The organism is Antarcticibacterium sp. 1MA-6-2, assembly GCF_021535135.1.
In the GTDB taxonomy this organism is placed as follows: Bacteria; Bacteroidota; Bacteroidia; order Flavobacteriales; family Flavobacteriaceae; genus Gillisia.
Genome location: NZ_CP091036.1, coordinates 2,362,129 through 2,380,434, shown reverse-complemented (window position 1 = coordinate 2,380,434; position 18,306 = coordinate 2,362,129). Strand labels below are relative to the sequence as shown.

At 38.4% G+C, this 18,306-nt stretch carries 8 protein-coding genes and 8 pseudogenes; 9 read left to right on the top strand and 7 right to left on the bottom strand.

All coding sequences use genetic code 11. From position 1 onward, the window contains the following. Positions 1-25 precede the first annotated feature (25 nt). From pdhA to LZ575_RS12080, 7 genes and pseudogenes are all read left to right on the top strand, one after another. Complete coding sequence (gene pdhA / locus LZ575_RS12110; protein WP_235324835.1) at positions 26-1,027, top strand: pyruvate dehydrogenase (acetyl-transferring) E1 component subunit alpha; 1,002 nt, start codon at positions 26-28, stop codon at positions 1,025-1,027. Between the two features lie 4 nt (positions 1,028-1,031). Continuing rightward, a pseudogene (locus LZ575_RS12105) lies at positions 1,032-2,717 on the top strand (pyruvate dehydrogenase complex dihydrolipoamide acetyltransferase). A 154-nt stretch (positions 2,718-2,871) separates the two neighbouring features. Further along, on the top strand, positions 2,872-3,783 hold the full coding sequence (locus LZ575_RS12100; protein ID WP_235324834.1) for a M20/M25/M40 family metallo-hydrolase: 912 nt from the start codon (positions 2,872-2,874) through the stop codon (positions 3,781-3,783). Next, positions 3,780-4,298, top strand: a pseudogene (locus LZ575_RS12095) (SDR family NAD(P)-dependent oxidoreductase); the annotation flags it as partial. The gene LZ575_RS12100 and the pseudogene LZ575_RS12095, both read left to right, overlap by 4 nt. A 170-nt stretch (positions 4,299-4,468) precedes the next feature. Continuing rightward, positions 4,469-5,071: pseudogene (locus tag LZ575_RS12090) on the top strand (SprT-like domain-containing protein). A gap of 12 nt (positions 5,072-5,083) precedes the next feature. Further along, positions 5,084-6,175 carry a mannose-1-phosphate guanylyltransferase gene (locus LZ575_RS12085; protein WP_235324833.1) on the top strand — a complete coding sequence of 364 codons (1,092 nt, stop codon included), beginning with the start codon at positions 5,084-5,086 and terminating at the stop codon, positions 6,173-6,175. Between the two features lie 202 nt (positions 6,176-6,377). Continuing rightward, complete coding sequence (locus LZ575_RS12080) at positions 6,378-7,610, top strand: DUF389 domain-containing protein (protein ID WP_311195764.1); 1,233 nt, start codon at positions 6,378-6,380, stop codon at positions 7,608-7,610. Positions 7,611-7,612: 2 nt separating this feature from the next. On the opposite strand, the gene LZ575_RS12075 is transcribed toward LZ575_RS12080, so the two are convergent. After that, a complete protein-coding gene (locus LZ575_RS12075; protein WP_235324832.1) occupies positions 7,613-8,380 on the bottom strand; it encodes an ABC transporter ATP-binding protein in 768 nt (255 codons plus the stop codon). After that, positions 8,380-9,118 (bottom strand): annotated as a pseudogene (locus tag LZ575_RS12070) (MlaE family ABC transporter permease). The gene LZ575_RS12075 and the pseudogene LZ575_RS12070 overlap by 1 nt, the downstream one beginning before the upstream one ends. A 112-nt stretch (positions 9,119-9,230) precedes the next feature. Here LZ575_RS12070 and pafA point away from each other — a divergent pair. After that, positions 9,231-10,883 (top strand): annotated as a pseudogene (gene pafA / locus LZ575_RS12065) (alkaline phosphatase PafA). Here pafA and LZ575_RS12060 read toward each other — a convergent pair. The 4 genes and pseudogenes from LZ575_RS12060 to gcvP form a co-directional block, all read right to left on the bottom strand. Continuing rightward, a pseudogene (locus LZ575_RS12060) lies at positions 10,880-11,730 on the bottom strand (glycosyltransferase). The pseudogenes pafA and LZ575_RS12060 sit on opposite strands and share 4 nt — an antisense overlap. A 129-nt stretch (positions 11,731-11,859) precedes the next feature. After that, positions 11,860-12,381, bottom strand: a complete 522-nt coding sequence (locus LZ575_RS12055; protein WP_235324831.1) for a methyltransferase — start codon at positions 12,379-12,381, stop codon at positions 11,860-11,862. Between the two features lies 1 nt (position 12,382). Next, positions 12,383-13,441 carry a 3-oxoacyl-ACP synthase III family protein gene (locus LZ575_RS12050; RefSeq protein WP_235324830.1) on the bottom strand — a complete coding sequence of 353 codons (1,059 nt, stop codon included), beginning with the start codon at positions 13,439-13,441 and terminating at the stop codon, positions 12,383-12,385. A 186-nt stretch (positions 13,442-13,627) separates the two neighbouring features. Further along, positions 13,628-16,478 (bottom strand): annotated as a pseudogene (gene gcvP / locus LZ575_RS12045) (aminomethyl-transferring glycine dehydrogenase). A 305-nt stretch (positions 16,479-16,783) separates the two neighbouring features. Here gcvP and LZ575_RS12040 point away from each other — a divergent pair. After that, positions 16,784-17,437, top strand: a complete 654-nt coding sequence (locus LZ575_RS12040; protein ID WP_235324829.1) for a hypothetical protein — start codon at positions 16,784-16,786, stop codon at positions 17,435-17,437. Between the two features lie 247 nt (positions 17,438-17,684). Here the strand turns inward: LZ575_RS12040 and LZ575_RS12035 are convergent. Then, positions 17,685-18,237, bottom strand: a pseudogene (locus LZ575_RS12035) (sigma-70 family RNA polymerase sigma factor). Positions 18,238-18,306: the final 69 nt, after the last annotated feature.

The following is an 18,306-nucleotide window of genomic DNA, read 5'->3' as shown; positions in this document are numbered from 1 at the left end:
GTCTGGCTTTAAAATTAATTTGTAGATGAAGAAAATTACCAAAGCCACCTATCTTAAGTGGTACGAGGATATGCTATTCTGGCGTAAATTTGAAGACAAGCTCGCACAGGTTTACATTCAGCAAAAAGTACGAGGATTCCTGCATTTATATAACGGCCAGGAAGCAATTTTAGCAGGTGCTTTACACGCAATGGATCTTTCTAAAGATAAAATGATCACAGCTTACAGGAATCACGTTCAACCAATTGGAATGGGGGTTGATCCAAAAAGGGTGATGGCAGAGCTATATGGTAAAGGAACAGGAACTTCCCAGGGATTAGGTGGTTCTATGCACATATTTTCAAAAGAGCACCGTTTTTATGGTGGTCACGGGATAGTGGGAGGTCAAATACCTTTAGGGGCAGGCCTTGCATTTGCCGATAAGTATTTTGAGAGAGATGCTGTAACCTTAACTTTTATGGGTGATGGAGCTGTACGTCAGGGCTCGTTACATGAAACATTAAATATGGCAGTGAACTGGAATCTTCCAGTAGTGTTTTGTGTAGAAAACAACGGTTATGCCATGGGAACCTCTGTTGCCAGAACTTCCAAGAGTACAGAAATTTGGAAATTAGGTAATGGGTATGAAATGCCCTGCGGCCCTGTAGATGCTATGAATCCTGTAAAAGTTGCTGAGGCTTTGGATGAAGCTATTGCAAGAGCCCGTAAAGGAGATGGTCCTACTTTTATTGAATTGAAAACATACAGGTACCGTGGGCACTCCATGAGTGATGCGCAGCAATACCGAACTAAGGAAGAGGTTGCAGAGTACCAGAAGGTTGACCCAATTACGCAGGTGCTGGATGTAATAAAAGAAAATAAGTACGCAACGGAAAAAGAGATTAAAGCAATTGATAAGAGGGTAAAAGATCTCGTGAGCGAATGTGAAAAATTTGCTGAAGAATCAGATTATCCGGAGAAAAACGTAATGTACGATACTGTTTACGAACAAGAGGATTATCCTTTTTTATCACATAAAGTAGAATAAAATTATGGCAGAAGTAATCAATATGCCTCGTTTGAGCGACACTATGGAAGAAGGTGTTGTGGCAAAATGGCTAAAAAGTGTAGGTGATAAAGTAGAAGAAGGCGATATACTTGCTGAAATTGAAACAGATAAAGCTACCATGGAGTTTGAATCCTTTCACGAAGGAACACTGCTTCATATAGGAATACAGGAAGGTGAAACTGCTCCTGTAGATACACTTCTGGCCATTATTGGAGAAGAAGGAGAGGATATCTCCGGATTACTAAAAGGTGGAGGATCATCTTCCGCAAAGGAAGATAAGAAAGATTCCCCCAAAGCAACTTCAGATTCCAAACCTGAACCCGAAACCGGGAAGGATGAGGACGCAGGCAGTGATGACGATGGTAGTGAAGATGCTTAGGTGGAGAAATTCCTGAAGGAGTTGAAGTAATTACAATGCCAAGGCTGAGCGATACCATGGAAGAAGGTACCGTTGCTTCCTGGCTTAAAAAAGAGGGTGACAAAGTAGAAGAAGGTGATATCCTTGCTGAGATCGAGACCGATAAAGCTACAATGGAATTTGAATCTTTTTATAACGGTACTCTTCTTAAAATTGGAATTCAGGAAGGTGAAACTGCAAAAGTGGATACTCTTCTTGCCATTATTGGCCCAGAGGGAACAGATGTTTCAGGAATTGGTGCTAAACCTTCAGCATCAAAAGCAAAATCTTCAGGTTCCAAAGAAAAATCAGAAGAGAAAAAAGAAACTTCAGAACAAGAAAATAACGAGAACCAGCAAACATCAAAAACTGCCGATGGGGGAAGAATTTTTATTTCTCCTCTCGCCAGGAAAATGGCTGAAGACAAAGGAATCGATCTTGAACAGGTCAAAGGTTCAGGAGAGAATGGCAGGATTGTGAAAAAGGACATTGAGTCCTTTAAACCATCACAAAAAGCAGAAAAATCACAAACCCAGGCTGCTTCCAAAGAAGGAACTGCTGCTGTTAAACCGTATACTCCGGCAGGAGAGGAAAGCTTTGAGGAAATTAAAAATTCTCAAATGCGCAAAACTATTGCAAAACGTTTAGGAGAATCTAAGTTTACAGCGCCTCATTATTATCTCACTATAGAGGTGAATATGGAAACTGCAATGGCATCCCGGGTACAAATCAATGAGTTGCCAGATGTAAAGGTTTCTTTTAATGATATGGTTATAAAAGCTTCGGCTATGGCTCTTCGCAAACACCCAAGAGTAAATTCTCAGTGGACAGGGGACTCTACAAAAATTGCCAGACATATACATATGGGAGTTGCTGTAGCAGTTGAAGATGGCCTTGTTGTGCTTAGTACTAAAATATGCAGATCAAATGTCTATGACTCAAATTGGGGCGCAGGTAAAAGATCTCGCAGGGAAAGCGCGAAATAAAAAATTACAGCCACAGGAAATGGAAGGTAGTACCTTTACAGTCTCAAATTTAGGAATGTTTGGAATAACTGAATTTACAAGTATAATCAATCAACCTAATTCTGCAATTTTATCTGTAGGGGCGATAGTTGAAAAACCTGTTGTTAAAAATGGTCAAATTGTGGTTGGGAATACGATGAAGGTAACCCTTGCATGCGATCACAGGACAGTGGATGGAGCAATAGGTGCGGCATTTCTACAGACCTTAAAGAGCTATCTGGAGAATCCCGTCACAATGCTTGCTTAAACACTCCTGTTTAGGTAATAAATTATTAGAAATCCCGCACTTTTGCGGGATTTTCTTAACTTTAGCGGTATGAGTAAATTCTATTTTAAAACCGTTCCTCTCCTTTTGTTACTCGGTTTTTCGGCTTGTAATCTTAGCCAAAAATCAACTCAGGATGCAGGAGTTATTCAGGAAAGCAAAACTGCTTAGTACTGCAATTAACATTTCAAAAAATTCTTTACAAAAAAATCTTGAATATCTCGCCTCAAATGAGCTTAGAGGCCGTGAAACAGGTACTGAAGGTATTGAGAAAGCAGCGAGTTTTATTGAAAAAAGTTTTACAAAATCTGGTCTTCAGCCCTATTTTGAAACGTACCGTGATTCTTTTGAGGTTAAAGGGAAGGTGGGGTATAATATAATAGGCTATATAGAAGGGACAGATAAAGAACTTAAAGATGAATTCATCATTTTAGGGGCGCATTACGATCACGTTGGTTTGGGAAAGGTAGTAAATGGTGATTCTATTGCCAATGGAGCTAATGACAATGCTGCGGGAACTGTGGCTGTTATGGGGCTTGCAGAATACTTCGGAAAAAAGAAAATAAATAAAAGAAGTCTCCTGTTCGTTCTTTTTTCAGCAGAAGAAATGGGATTAGTTGGAGCAAAATATGCTGCTGCAAATTTGAAAGAGAAAGGTCTGGATCTATATGCGATGGTAAATCTTGAAATGATAGGGGTGCCTATGCAGGGAAAGAATTTTGCGGCATATCTTACCGGATTCGAAAACTCAAATATGGCCCAAAAATTTAATGAATATTCTAATGCTGAAGTTTTGGGTTATCTACCCGAGGCGAAGCAGTATAATCTCTTTAAGCGTAGCGACAATTACCCCTTTTACGAGGAATTTAAAGTTCCCGCGCAAACTATAAGTACTTTTGACTTTACAAATTATGAGTTTTACCATCATGTTTCTGACCAGTCAGAAAAAATGGATTTCGCACATATGGCGTCATTAGTTGAAAAGATAATTCCGGCATTAACAAAGATGGCTAACACTCCCGAGAAGGAAATCAAATTGAATAAATGAAGCAGGTGGTAATAACCGGAACCAGCCGGGGTATTGGGTGGGAGATGGTTCAAATTTTTGCTGAAAGAGGTTACGAGGTTTTGGCGTTATCCCGAAATACAGATTCAATAAAACAACTGGACCTTAAAAATGTAAAGGTTCAGGCTTGTGACATTACGAGTGAAATTGATCTAGAGAAAGTTCGGGAACATTTAGCTGCTTCGGGAAAAGTTGATATTCTTATTAATAGTGCCGGAGCTGTTCTTAACAAGCCTTTTGAAAAAACAGGACTGGATGAGTTTAAAAATATCTATAATACGAATGTTTTTGGAGTGGTGGGATTGCTTCAGGTAGTTTTACCTTTTATGCAAAAAACCGTCATGTGGTTAATATTAGCAGTATGGGAGGAGTGCAGGGTAGTGTTAAGTTTGCAGGACTTTCAGCATATAGCTCAAGTAAAGGTGCATTAATCACTCTTACTGAATTACTGGCCGAAGAATATAAAGAAACCGGGCCTGCTTTTAATGTTCTTGCTTTAGGAGCTGTACAAACGGAGATGCTGGAAGAGGCATTTCCCGGTTACAGGGCTCCCCTTTCGGCTAAAGAAATGGCAGAGTATATTGTAGATTTTAGTTTAACCGGAAATAGATATTATAACGGGAAGATGTTGCAGGTATCAAACAGCACTCCCTAGGTACTACGTAGAATGAACAAGATCCTGGAAAAATACCTTCCCAGTCATGCAGTACCTAGTTATCTTCAGCTTAATAGAAGAAAACAGGATACACCTTAAAATTGTAAATGAAAGGGTAACGCGTCATGGAGATTATAGAAGAACACAGGAAGGGATCCATCAAATTACTGTCAATTCAAATCTTAACAGGTATAGATTTTTAATAACAACGGTCCATGAAATTGCACATTTAGTTGCTTTTGAAAAATTTGGGAGGGCCATAAAACCACATGGACAGGAGTGGAAATTTACATTTCAGCAGTTAATGCTTCCTTTTATTCGGCCTGAAATCTTTCCTGCACGACTTTTACCATTAATTGCACGGCATTTTAAAAATCCGCGCGCCAGTAGTGATACAGATGCGAGACTCTCGGTGGCTTTAAAGGAATACGATCCAGAAAATGACAAAAATTATATTTTTGAGTTACCTAGGCAGGGGGATCTTTCAAAATTTATAATGGGAAAATTTTTAAAAAAGGTCCAAAACGCAGAAAACTCTATGAATGTGTGGAGCTTTCTACAGGAAAAGTATATCTTTTTCAGCCAAATGCGCAGGTTGAATTTTTAATGAGTTAAAAAATTTTATAAATGACTACGTACAATAATAATTTCTACGCTGTTATTATGGCGGGAGGAATAGGTTCAAGATTTTGGCCTAGAGTTAGTACTACTAAGTATCCCAAGCAGTTTCATGATATGATGGGCACGGGAGAAACTCTTATTCAGCTTACCTACAACCGCATTTCAAATATTGTGCAACCTGAGAATATCCTTGTGCTCACTAATGAATCTTATAAGGACATTGTAAAGGAGCAACTTCCAAAAATAAAAGAAGATCAAATCGTTCTCGAACCTGCAATGAGGAATACGGCACCCTGTATCCTCTTAGCTGCCTTAAAAATAAGGAAGATGAACGAAGATGCGGTTATGATAGTTGCACCCAGTGATCATTGGATCACAGAAAAAGATGCATTCCTGGATGATATTAATTTTGCACTACAAATGGCATCCAAAGAGGATAGTTTAATTACCCTCGGAATTCGACCAACCAATCCTAATACAGGTTTTGGCTACATTCAGTTTGAGAATAATGCACAGGAGGAAAGGCTGCAAAAGATAACCCGATTTGCTGAAAAGCCCACTCTTAGGAACGCGAAAAAATATCTGGAGGAAGGTAACTACCTGTGGAATGCGGGCATTTTTATTTGGCGCGCCTCATTTATTATAGATTCTTTTTCAACTCACCTGCAGGAGATGTACAGGCTTATTATAGATGGAGAAAAAGATCTAAACGGTCCTAATGAAGATAAATTTATTAAAGAAAATTATCCGCAGGCTCAAAACATCTCCATTGATTATGGTATTCTTGAGAAGTCTGATAGTGTTTATGTTATTCCAGCTTCTTTTGACTGGGATGATTTAGGTACCTGGGGAGCCATGTACAATCAACTGGCAAAAGACGGCCACAAAAATGCTGTAGTCAATGCGAAGCTAATTCCTGAAAATTCGACCGGAAATATTGTTTATACTCATTCTTCGAAAGTAGTGGTCATTCAGGGAATGGAGGATTTTATTGTGGTAGATGATAAAGATGTACTATTAATAGTTCCAAGGGAAAAGGAACAGGAAATTAAAAATATTAGAGCCAGGGTCCTGGAAAAATTTGAAGATTTAGGTTAAAATGGAGAATAAAGATAATATTGGCAGTAATCCATAAGCTAAAGATTCAGAACTGGGATTCTCTCACGCCAATGGCATCTGGAAAAGTATCAAAGTATTTTTAAAAGAACTACTGGACATTCGGAGTGATACCGACAGGGAAACTACGGTAGAATCTGTAAAAAAGGATATTTCCTTTAAAGGCCATAATGCCTGGATCCTTGTGTTTTCAATATTTGTGGCATCCATTGGGCTTAATGTAAGTAGTACGGCGGTGGTAATAGGAGCGATGTTAATCTCACCACTTATGGGGCCAATTGTAGGCGTGGGCTTATCGGTTGCTATAAATGATGTAGACACGCTGAGAAAATCCTTTATTAATCTAGGTGTAATGGTGGTGTTAAGTGTGCTCACGGCATTCATTTACTTTTCAATTTCCCCTGTTAAGCAAGAAACTCCTGAGCTGGTTGCTAGGACTTATCCAACTATTCTTGATGTTTTAGTCGCGATCTTTGGTGGTCTCGCTTTAATTGTAGCCAAGACAAAACGCGGTACGATAGCAAGTGTAATCTTTGGAGTTGCAATTGCTACTGCTCTTATGCCACCCCTGTGCACCGTAGGTTATGGTTTGGCCATAGGAAACTGGAAATTTGCGTTGGGTGCTCTATATCTCTTTTCAATTAATGCTGTTTTTATTGCCCTATCTACTTTTGTGGTCTCCAAATTTTTGGGCTTTCCCCTTGTAAAGTATGCTAATAGTAAAAAACGGAAACGAACTGCTCAAATAGCTTCAGCCATTGCAGTAATCGTTATGGTGCCGAGTGTGGTTTTGTTTTATAACCTTTTTCAGAAGCAGGTTTTTGAAACACAGGCAAACTTGTTCTTTACAGATGTTATGCAGTTTAGCGGAGCAGAAAAGCTGCGAACTTCAGCTAATTTTCAGAATAAAGAACTGGAGGTTTTTCTTATTGGAGCCCCTGTGCCACAAGCTACAATTGAAACCTGGCGAACGCAGATGGGGGACATTACCGCTTTAAAGGAAGCAAACCTTATTGTGCGACAGGGACCATCACCCGCAGGTGACATGGCAGAACTTTCATCACAGGTAAGGAGTGGGATCCTTGAAGATCTTTATGTAAAGAATCAGGAAGTAATAGAGGATAAGGATGCGAGAATTTCACTACTGGAAAAGGAGCTATTAAAATACAGGAAGGGAGATTTTTCTTTTAGAGATTTAAGCAAAGAAATTAAAGCCAATTATGAGAATATTGAAAATTTAAGTTTTGCCAACGAAATTTCTACTGATTTTTCGAAAATAGATACTGTTCCCACCTTTCATGTAAACTGGAAAAATAATGTCTCTTCCAGAGTAAAGAGAACAGATACAGAAAAAATGCAAAACTGGTTAAAATTGAGGTTGGGATTAGATACCCTTGCAGTAAAATCTCAGAACTAGTATTAAAGCCCCTGTTGCTGTGCTTCCCTTACCTTCTTAAAAAGATCTGAAGAATAAACAAAATCTGTCACCGTTTGGTCATCAGTTTTAAAGATTTGAGATTTGTCACCTTTCCACGCGAGCAGTCCGTCTTTTAAAAAAGCAATATTTTCTCCTATTTCTAGCAGAGAGTTCATATCGTGGGTGATAACTACTGTAGTAATATCGTATTCAACCGTTAGTTCGTGAATTAAGTTATCTATTATTGTTGCGGTATGAGGATCAAGCCCAGAGTTTGGTTCATCACAAAACAAGTATTTGGGTCTATTAACTATCGCTCTCGCAATTGCCACCCTTTTTTGCATTCCACCACTTATTTCTGCAGGAAATTTTTTCGCTGCGTCTGTGAGGTTAACTCTGTCTAAAACTTCTCCTACTCTTTCGAGCAGATCCTTCTTCTTCTTACGTTTAGTAAACATTCTAAGAGGGAACATTACATTTTCTTCCACTGTCATTGAATCAAAAAGTGCCCCTCCCTGGAAAAGCATTCCTATCTCCTGTCGCAGTGCACGCTTTTCTTCATCTGTAAAGTTGGAATAAGCATTTCCGTCGTATTCTATTGTACCTTCTTCCGGAGTAAATAGACCTAACATGCATTTAAGAAGAACACTTTTTCCCGAACCGGATTGTCCTATGATTAAATTTGTTTTTCCTGTTTCAAACACAAAATCAATTCCCTTAAGGATCTTCTCTTCGCCAAAACTTTTATGTAAATTCTTTATCTCTATCATTAGCTTAACAGTAATTGAGTTACTACATAGTTAGTAATAATTATTACTACACTGGTCCACACGAAAGAGGTAGTACTGGCTTTTCCAACTTCCAGTGATCCACCTGTCATGTAGTAGCCGTGAAAAGCTGGTATAGTGGCAAGGATCATTGCAAATAAAAAGGTTTTGAAAAAGGCGTAAAAAAGCTGGTAACCCACAAAATCTTCCTGTAAGCCTGCGATAAAAACATCAGACCCCACAAAGCCTCCTAATACTGCCGATATGTAAGCTCCTGCTATACCCAGAAACATAGAAATTGCAATAACAAACGGATAAGTAAGCATTGCTACAATTTTTGGAAGAACGAGGTAATTAAGGGAATTTATACCCATTACTTCTAAAGCGTCAATTTGTTCAGTAACCCGCATCGATCCTATACTGGAAGTGATAAAAGAACCTACTTTACTTAGCCATAATAATGGAGATAAAAGTAGGAGAGAATTCAAGTATAATAGATTGTCTTGCTGCAAAAGCAATCAGGGACTTAGGGATTAGAGGATTGTTAAGATTTAATGCAGTTTGTAAGGCTACAACCCCACCAATAAAGAAAGATAGGAAGGCCACTATACCAAGAGAACCTATGATCAATTGGTCAATTTCTTTAAAAATCAATTCCTTAAGTACAGAGCGCTTGGTCATTCGCCCAAAAATCCCCTTTATCATCAAAATGTATTGACCAATAGAATGCAAATAACTCATTAAGGACTTTTTGTAAAGCTAAAATAGTAATTTTTACTCGGAAAGTATTTAACTAAGAATTAATCTTTAACCGAGGGTTTTAGTAAATTTGGGCTTAATCAAAATTAAAGACATGAAAAAAACACCCCTACTAATTTTTTTAATCAGCTGGGTTTTTACTGTACAAGCCCAGGTGGGAAAGGATCCCGGAACTAAGGATGATAAACCTAAACTAGTGGTTGGAGTAGTAGTAGACCAAATGCGTTATGACTACCTCACCCGGTTCTGGAATAAATATGAAGAGGATGGGTTTAAAAGAATTATTAATAATGGATTTAATTTCAAGAACAATCATTTTAATTACATTCCCACTTATACCGGGCCTGGCCATACTTCGGTTTATCACAAGACCAGCCCTATGAACCATGGAATAATTGGTAATAACTGGTACAATAAATTTGAAGAGAAGGAAGTATATTGTGCTGGTGACGACAGTGTAGAACTAGTAGGTACCACATCTTCCGCAGGTAAAATGTCTCCCCACAGGATGCTGGCTACAACAGTGGCTGATGAAAATCGATTGTTTACTCAAATGAATGGAAAAACAATTGGGATTGCTCTTAAGGACAGAGGGGCCATACTTCCTGCAGGACACACTGCAAATGCGGCTTATTGGTTTCACGGAAGTAATGAAGGGAAATGGATCACAAGTACATTCTACCTTAAGGAGTTACCGCAATGGGTAAAAGATTTCAATGCTTCAGGAAAAGCAGATTCTTATATGACCACGTGGAATACCTTAAGAGATATTAATACTTACACCGAAAGCGGGACCGACAAAAACACTTTCAGAAGGAGGGCATAGCGGTCAAACCACCTTTCCATACGATTTAAAAAAATTAGCGTCACCTAATAGCCCTTATGAACTGCTGAAAGGTACTCCCTTTGGAAATTCAATAACAGCCGACTTCGCAATTGCGGCTTTGGACGGTGAAGATCTGGGGAAAGATGATTATACCGATTTCTTGACAGTAAGTTTCTCAAGTACAGATTATATAGGCCACAACTATGGTGTGAATTCTAAGGAAGTGCAGGATACTTACCTGCGTCTCGATCAGGACCTGGCAAGGTTACTTAAAGCTTTAGACGAAAAAGTGGGGGAAGGTAATTATGTGTTGTTCCTTACATCAGATCACGGTGGAGTAGATGTGCCGTCTTATCTTAGTTCGCTAAAGATACCCTCAGGTTATTTTGACCACGGGAGCTTTGAAAAAAAGGTAGATGAATTTATTGATACTTATTTTGATGGCGCAGACGTTATTGAGAATATCTCTAACTATCAAATCTTTTTCAACTATGAAGCATTAAGAGAAGAAAATATTAAAGCGGCTGATCTTGAAACTTCTCTTGCACATTTCTTACTTCAATATCCTCAAATTAGTAATGTCTACACCAGGACTCAGCTACAGAGCGGTTCTTTTACCTCAGGTACAGCAGCCCTTATACAGAATGGATTTAATCAAAAGAGAAGTGGCGATGTAATAATAGTTTTAGAACCTAAGCAATTATCACTTCTTCACGTACCGGATCAACTCACGGAAGTGGATTTAATTATGATACTCATGCTCCTTTACTTTTTTACGGAAAAGGAATAAAAAAGGGAAGTTCTACAAAACGGACAGAAATAATAGATATTGCTCCAACCGTCTCGGCATTGCTGGGAATATCCTTTCCAAATGCTCATACAGGGAGACCTCTTACTGAAATATTGGATAAAGAAAATTAAAACAATTTTCTGAACATTTTTTTGAAGCGCAAATTTCTTATAAAGCGGCCTTCTTCTGCTGAAACCAGATAGGGCTGCTTTTCTTTTTTTGCTTTATGGAAGCTAAGCAAAGATATTCTCTTACGAGGGAGTAATCATTCTTGAGGTGTGCAAGTTTGACTGAAGCTATAAATGTTATTAGAAAACCATACCTCAACTTATAAAAAGCTTCTCCCTGTTTGTACCTGGAGGCTTGTCCATAAGTGCTACCCGTAGGTTTTAAATGTTTTACCAATAAGCTGTGGTCGGTTTTTACTCCCCAATTGTGGAACTGGGCCAGTAGCTCATCTGCAGTGTCCCATCCCATCGATTTTTTTAAACCTCCAATGTCTTTAAAACAGGCTTTCCGGTAGGCTTTTAATGCACCACGAATATGGTCCGTTGATGTAAGATTTTCAATAGTATATTTCTCTTCATTCAGGATAGTGCAAAATCCGCCCGCCATCCCTGTACGGGAATTTTCTTTAAAGTGTGCTGCAATTGTATTTAGATAATTCTTTGGGAAAACCAGGTCAGCATCAAATTTACAGAGGATATCGTAATCATCATCAAGAGTTTCCAGGCCTGTGTAAAATGCTTTTATAACTTTACTTCCTGGGAGATGTTCTTTAGAAGATGTAGTTTGCACAAGCGTGATGAAGCTGTACTTTTTGGTAAATTCCAATACTATATTGGGAGTGTTATCTGTGGAATGATCATCTACAACTACAATTTTTTTGGGGAGTAGGGATTGTGTTGCAAGAGATAATAGAGTCTGTGCAATGAATGCGGCTTCGTTGTGTGCAGGAATGACAATATATACCCTCAAAATTTCAGCTTAATAATTAAGGCTAAATTATCAATTTTCGTTGACTCTATTTTCGAATGGTAATTCTGTTTTATATGAATTGGGAATAGTAGAGGTTGTTGTTTTAGGTAATCCAGTGATAAGTCGGTTTTAAGTTCTTTCTGCATATACAGCATAATATCTTGGGGTAAAGTTGCGTAAGACAGGTCTTATTCCAATCTTTTTTACAGGATTGGTCCATTTAGCAGAATCTTTAATCTTCCAGCCCGCTTTTTCTAAGAGCCAGTCAAATTGCCAGTCTTCAAATTCGTGGAAGTGCCGATCACGCATATCAGTTTTTGAGCGATAAGCTTCGGAAAACCATAATTTAAGAGGTACTGTGGCTACCAACTTGGGAGCCTGAATGTCTTTTAGAATATTAAATGGAGCCACCAGGTGCTCAAAAATTTCAAAAGCAGTGACAACTTCAAAATTTTTAGATTTTACTGCTGTAGTATCCAAATCAAGATCTTCCCCGCCTGTATTGGTAACCTGGTAATTCTCCTTCTGCATAATTTTAGAAAAAGGATTTTCTACTCCCAGATCTAAAATATTTGCCGGAGGTGGAATTGATTTGTGTAAAAATTCTAAGGTTTTATGATAACGCCTGTTAGGATATGTCTTCTCGTACATCCTAGTATTGATAGATAATGGAATTTACGTTCATTCCTGCACCTACACTGGCAAGAATGACCACATCTCCTTTTTTTACTTCCTGGTCTTTAATTTCACCTCTCACTACTAAATCCAGCAAAGTTGGAACTGTTGCAACACTGCTGTTGCCTAGTTCGTGGATAGTCATAGGTGTGATCCTGGGAGGGACTGGTTTTTTATGTAGTTTATAGAACCGGGCGACTATAGCATCATCCATTTTTTCATTTGCCTGATGGATAAATATTTTCTTCACATCATCTATGGTCTTGCCGCTTTTGTCAAGACAGGTCTTCATAGCCTGCGGAACCTGGCTAAGAGCAAATTCATAAATCTTCCTGCCATTCATCTTAATATAACGGGTGTCGTCCTGTTCTTCCGGGCGGTTTGATTTCCCAAAGTAAATATGATGTGCATCCTGATAGGCATAGGTGGCCGATTCGTGTGCAAGAATGCCGCCTTCCTCATCTGTAACTTCAAGTACTGTAGCGCCTGCTCCATCTGAAAATATCATGGAATCCCGGTCGTATTTATCTACTACCCGGGAGAGGGCTTCCGCACCAACTACAAGACATTTTTTTGCCATTCCACATCTCATAAATGCCTGTGCCTGGATCACGGCTTCTATCCATCCCGGGCATCCAAAGAGGACATCATATGCCACACATTTTGGATTTTTTATTCTTAAATTATGTTTTACACGTGTAGCAATACTGGGAACAGTATCACTTTGGATACTGCCGTGCTTCACATCTCCATAATTATGGGCAATGATAAGATAGTCTAATGTTTCAGGATCTATTTTGGCATCTTCAATTGCTTTTTGAGCAGCAACAGTAGCCATATCTGAAGTGCTTAGTTCTTCTTCAAGATATCTCCTTTCTTCAATCCCGGTAATGGCTTTAAATTTTTCAATTGTTACCTCATTACCATGGGGAAAACCGGAACCGTCATCATTCAAAAATTCGTGTTTCAGAAAATCTGAATTCTTTCTCTTCATATTAGGAATAAAACTGCCTATTCCCGTAATTCTTATGCTCATTGAGGCGGGGTAATTTGTGATTCTTTTAACTAAAATAGTAAAAACCAATTAATTCAAAGCCACAGTTTTCTTTTAATTTCGGAAGACTGGAAGATCATCATATCTTTTCAAAATACGATTAAAAATCTTTGTCTTTTGCTGAAAAAACTGAGGATATCAAAAAAGGGCGTATAACACGCCCTCTCTTTAAGCTTCCATATATTCTTCAATAGGATCGCAGGTACAAATAAGGTTTCTGTCTCCATACGCGTCATCAACTCTTCTTACTGATGGCCAGAATTTATTATCTGCAATATAGTCTAAAGGAAATGCTGCCTGCTCCCGGGAATATGGAAAATCCCAATTTGTCGCAGTTAACATAGCCATTGTATGAGGTGCATTTTTTAATATATTATTCTCATCGTTGGTAGATGAGGTGTTGATTTCCTGTCTTATGGAAATTAAAGCATCACAAAAACGATCCAGCTCTGCCTTACTTTCGCTTTCAGTAGGTTCTATCATCAAAGTTCCTGCTACAGGAAAGGATACAGTAGGTGCGTGAAATCCATAATCCATTAAACGTTTGGCAATATCTACCACTTCTATCCCATTGTTTTTAAATGGACGACAGTCTACTATCATTTCGTGAGCTGCTCTTCCTCTTTCTCCTGAATAAAGCGTTTGATAATGATCTTTTAGCCTTGCTTTTATGTAATTGGCGTTAAGAATAGCATACTCTGTAGCCTTTTTAATTCCTTTGCTTCCCAGCATCGTGATATACCCATAAGAAATAAGACATACTAATGCCGATCCCCAGGGAGCAGATGAAATGGCTGTTATTGCTTCTTCACCTCCCGTTTTAATTACGGGATTTCCGGGTAAAAATGGAAGTAGCTGCTTTGCTACACAAATAGGACCTACTCCAGGTCCTCCACCTCCATGAGGTATTGCAAAAGTCTTGTGCAGGTTAAGATGGCAAACATCAGCACCAATAGCGCCGGGATTGGTTAATCCTACCTGTGCATTCATATTGGCGCCATCCATATATACCTGGCCGCCGTTATCGTGAATGAGTTTTGTTATTTCTTTTATAGAAGATTCAAAAACACCGTGAGTAGAAGGATAAGTAACCATTAATGCTGCGAGATTGTCCTTGTGTTTTAAGGCTTTTTCCCTTAGATCATCTATATCAATATTGCCTTCTGCGGTAGCTTTTGTTACCACTACTTTCATTCCTGCCATAACTGCTGAAGCAGGATTTGTGCCGTGAGCAGAGGAGGGGATTAGGCACACATCTCTGTGAGCTTCACCTCGAGATTCGTGATAGGCTCTAATGACCATTAAACCTGCATATTCTCCCTGAGCTCCTGAATTAGGCTGAAGTGAAGTTCCTGCAAAACATAGTGATTTCAGTAAGTTGTTCCTCCAGCTTTTTCAATACCTTCTGATATCCTTCTGCCTGTTCTATTGGTACAAAAGGATGCATATTCCCCCATTGAGGATCACTTAGAGGAAGCATTTCTGAAGCCGCATTGAGCTTCATTGTACATGATCCTAAAGGAATCATGGAGTGGTTAAGAGAAAGATCTTTTCGTTCTAGTTTTTTGATGTAACGCATCAATTCTGTTTCTGAATGGTAGGAATTGAAGACTTCATTGGTAAGAAATGGACGTTTTCTTTCTACTTCCTCCTGAATACTGGTTCCTTCTTTTAGCTTATCAATGTCATTTACCTTTTTACCTGCTAGTTCAGAGAAAACTGAAACAATCCGGTTGAGATCAGGAATGTTTGTGGTTTCATTTAAAGCTATCACCACCGTTTCAGCATCAGGATAATAAAAATTGATCTTGTGATTTTCAGCAATAGGCTTTATAGCTTTAGCATCTGCTTTTATTTGAAGAGTATCAAAGTAAGTAGCATTTAATTGCTCAAATCCAAGTTCTTTCAGTTTAGCTTCAAGTGTAACTGCAGAAGAGTGAACAGTGTCTGCAATATATTTTAATCCTTTAGGGCCATGATATACTGCATACATTCCAGCCATTACAGCAAGAAGTACCTGTGCAGTACAAATATTGGAAGTGGCTTTATCTCTTTTTATATGCTGTTCCCTTGTTTGAAGCGCCATGCGAAGCGCGCGGTTTCCATTTAGGTCTTTCGTTACTCCAATTATACGCCCGGGAATGCTGCGTTTGTATTCATCCTTTGTGGCAAAATAAGCGGCGTGAGGACCACCATAACCTAAAGGAATTCCAAAGCGCTGGGTGGTGCCAACAACAACGTCTACACCTAACTCTCCAGGAGCCTGTAGCCGTACCAGGCTCAAAATATCTGCAGCTACAACAATTTTTATTTGGGCATCTTTACATCCCGATACGAATTTTGAATAGTCATATACAACTCCCGATTTTCCGGGATATTGAATAATGGCTCCAAAAAAGTCTTCAGAAAAAGAAAATGAATTATGATCTCCCACAATTAGTTCAATTCCCAAAGGAAGAGCCCTGGTTTTTAGTAAAGAAATGGTTTGAGGCAGGACTTCATTTGATACAAAGAATTTTACGACTTCATTTTTCTTTTGATCCCTTTCCCTCACTGCAAACAATAAGGCCATGGCTTCTGCCGCTGCAGTAGATTCATCGAGAAGAGAAGCGTTGGCAAGTTCCATCCCTGTAAGGTCACTAACCATAGTTTGGAAGTTCAATAAAGCTTCAAGTCTTCCCTGGGCGATCTCTGCCTGGTAGGGAGTGTAGGCAGTGTACCATCCCGGATTTTCAAGAATATTTCTTTGAATTACAGCGGGTAATATAGCCTGATTATAACCCAGTCCTATATATGTTTTAAAAACTTTATTTAATCCCGCTAATTCTCCTATATGTTCTGCATATTCATTTTCACTTAGAGCAGGAGCAAGGTTTAATGGAGATTTAAGTTTAATATCATCAGGTAATGTCTCGTAAATTAGTTGGTCTAAAGAAGAGACACCTATAGTGGAAAGCATGTCTTTAAGTTCATCTTCGTCAGGACCAATATGTCGTAGGGCAAAAGAATCTGTTCTCATTAAAATATAGTTGTATTTTGTGGTGCGAAATTACGTATTTTAAACGTAAATTTTTACAATTTAGGTACTTGCGGATGTTAAGATTTTATAGAGTTATGGGGCCTTTTTATTTCAATTCTACCGGGAATTTATGAGAGGCTATTTCAACAAAATTTTAGACTTCTATATAAACAGCAGTATCCACGTTTCTGTCGCTATAGTTTCTTTTACTGCTGTAACATTTCTTAATTTTAAAATTCCCATAGATCGTGGATTGCTGGTCTTTATATTTTTAGCTTCAGTTACTGGATATAATTTTATAAAGTATGCTTAGTATTGCAAAACTTCATCATCTAAGCCTTGCCAGAAACGTAAGAATAATTCAAATTTTTTCCTTCTTCATTTTTCTTGGCCTCTTGTGGTCATTATTATACCAGCCTTTTCAAATTATAGTGATTGCCGGAGTAATGGCCTTCTTTACGATCCTTTATGCTGTACCTGTTTTTAGTGAAAGGAGAAGTTTGCGCGGCCTGCCGGGATTAAAAATCTTTGTAATTGCTTTTGTGGTAACGGCAGTAACTATCTTAATGCCCCTTGCTTTATATGAATTAAGCTTTTCACGAGATGTTGTCTTAGAACTTTTTCAAAGATTCTGTTTAATTCTCGCAGTAATTCTGCCCTTTGAAATTCGGGATTTGAGGTATGATATGGCTCAATTGGGAACTATGCCTCAGCTCCTGGGCGTATCTGCCACAAAATTTTTGGGTGGTATTTTATTAGGATTTGCGTTACTTCCCGAGTTTCTCAAGGAGGAAACGGAAATGGATTATGTACTAAGTCTATTAATTGTAATCTTAATTATAGCAGGATTTTTAAAAAGATCCTCAATTCGTCAAAGCCAGTATTTTGCATCCTTTTGGGTGGAAGCAATTCCGGTTTACTGGTTGATCATTCTACTGATTCTTCAAAAATTATTTTGAGTATTCCTTTTTAATTTTTTCTTTCCACACTTTTTTTTCGTTTTCAGAGCAGCTCTTCAAATTAGCTTTTTTAACAAGAGCTGAAAGTTTTTTGTTATCCCGGGTGTATTTCCTGCAACCCTTACAAAATAAGTTGTGAATGTGGATCTTTATCTTTTCCCCCAAAGAAGCTTCTTCATACTGGGCCTTATCGCAACAATGATTAGCTTCAGCACAGTCAATAAAAATTGATCTCAATTTACTCATATTAGAACCAGTTTTTTTCTAAACATTCAGCAAGGGCAACGCGGGCCCTGTGAATAATTACCCAAAGGTTAGACGGAGTGATATTAAACTCATTACAAATAGCTTCAGTATCAAAATCTTCAATTGTTTTCATTTTAAAGATCTTTGCCTGTTTTTCATTGAGTGTATCCATACAGGCAAGAATTGCAAGGCCAAGTTCTTCATTTTCCATGATGTCTTCGGCAGTCATATCAAATCTGTCGGGTGCCTGTTCTTCAAGCCAGTTTCCTTCATTTTCATCATCACTGTAATTAATCCGTACTTCTGCACGTCCTTTATTAGAATTAATCCGGCGATAATGATCTATAATTTTTCTTTTTAATATTGAAATAAGCCATGTACGTTCAGATGCTTCGCCTTTAAAATTTTTCATTGATTTAAGGCTAAGCCAAAAATGTTTCCGAAATTAAGTCATTGGCAATATCCCTGTCATTTACCCTAACTATGGTGTAATTGAAGAGATAATCTGAATATTTATCGACCCACCGGGTGGGATCAATTTCATTTGTAGACATACGCGTTTAAAGAGTATCTTCAAATTTAATAAAAAGAAGGTACGAAAAGATATTAAACCATTCCCGATT

Coding starts and splice junctions, on each gene's coding strand:
- pdhA (WP_235324835.1), top strand. CDS start 26: ATGAAGAAAATTACCAAAGCCACCTATCTTAAGTGGTACGAGGATATG.
- LZ575_RS12100 (WP_235324834.1), top strand. CDS start 2,872: ATGCAGGAGTTATTCAGGAAAGCAAAACTGCTTAGTACTGCAATTAAC.
- LZ575_RS12085 (WP_235324833.1), top strand. CDS start 5,084: ATGACTACGTACAATAATAATTTCTACGCTGTTATTATGGCGGGAGGA.
- LZ575_RS12075 (WP_235324832.1), bottom strand. CDS start 8,380: ATGATAGAGATAAAGAATTTACATAAAAGTTTTGGCGAAGAGAAGATC.
- LZ575_RS12055 (WP_235324831.1), bottom strand. CDS start 12,381: ATGTACGAGAAGACATATCCTAACAGGCGTTATCATAAAACCTTAGAA.
- LZ575_RS12050 (WP_235324830.1), bottom strand. CDS start 13,441: ATGAGCATAAGAATTACGGGAATAGGCAGTTTTATTCCTAATATGAAG.
- LZ575_RS12040 (WP_235324829.1), top strand. CDS start 16,784: ATGCTTAGTATTGCAAAACTTCATCATCTAAGCCTTGCCAGAAACGTA.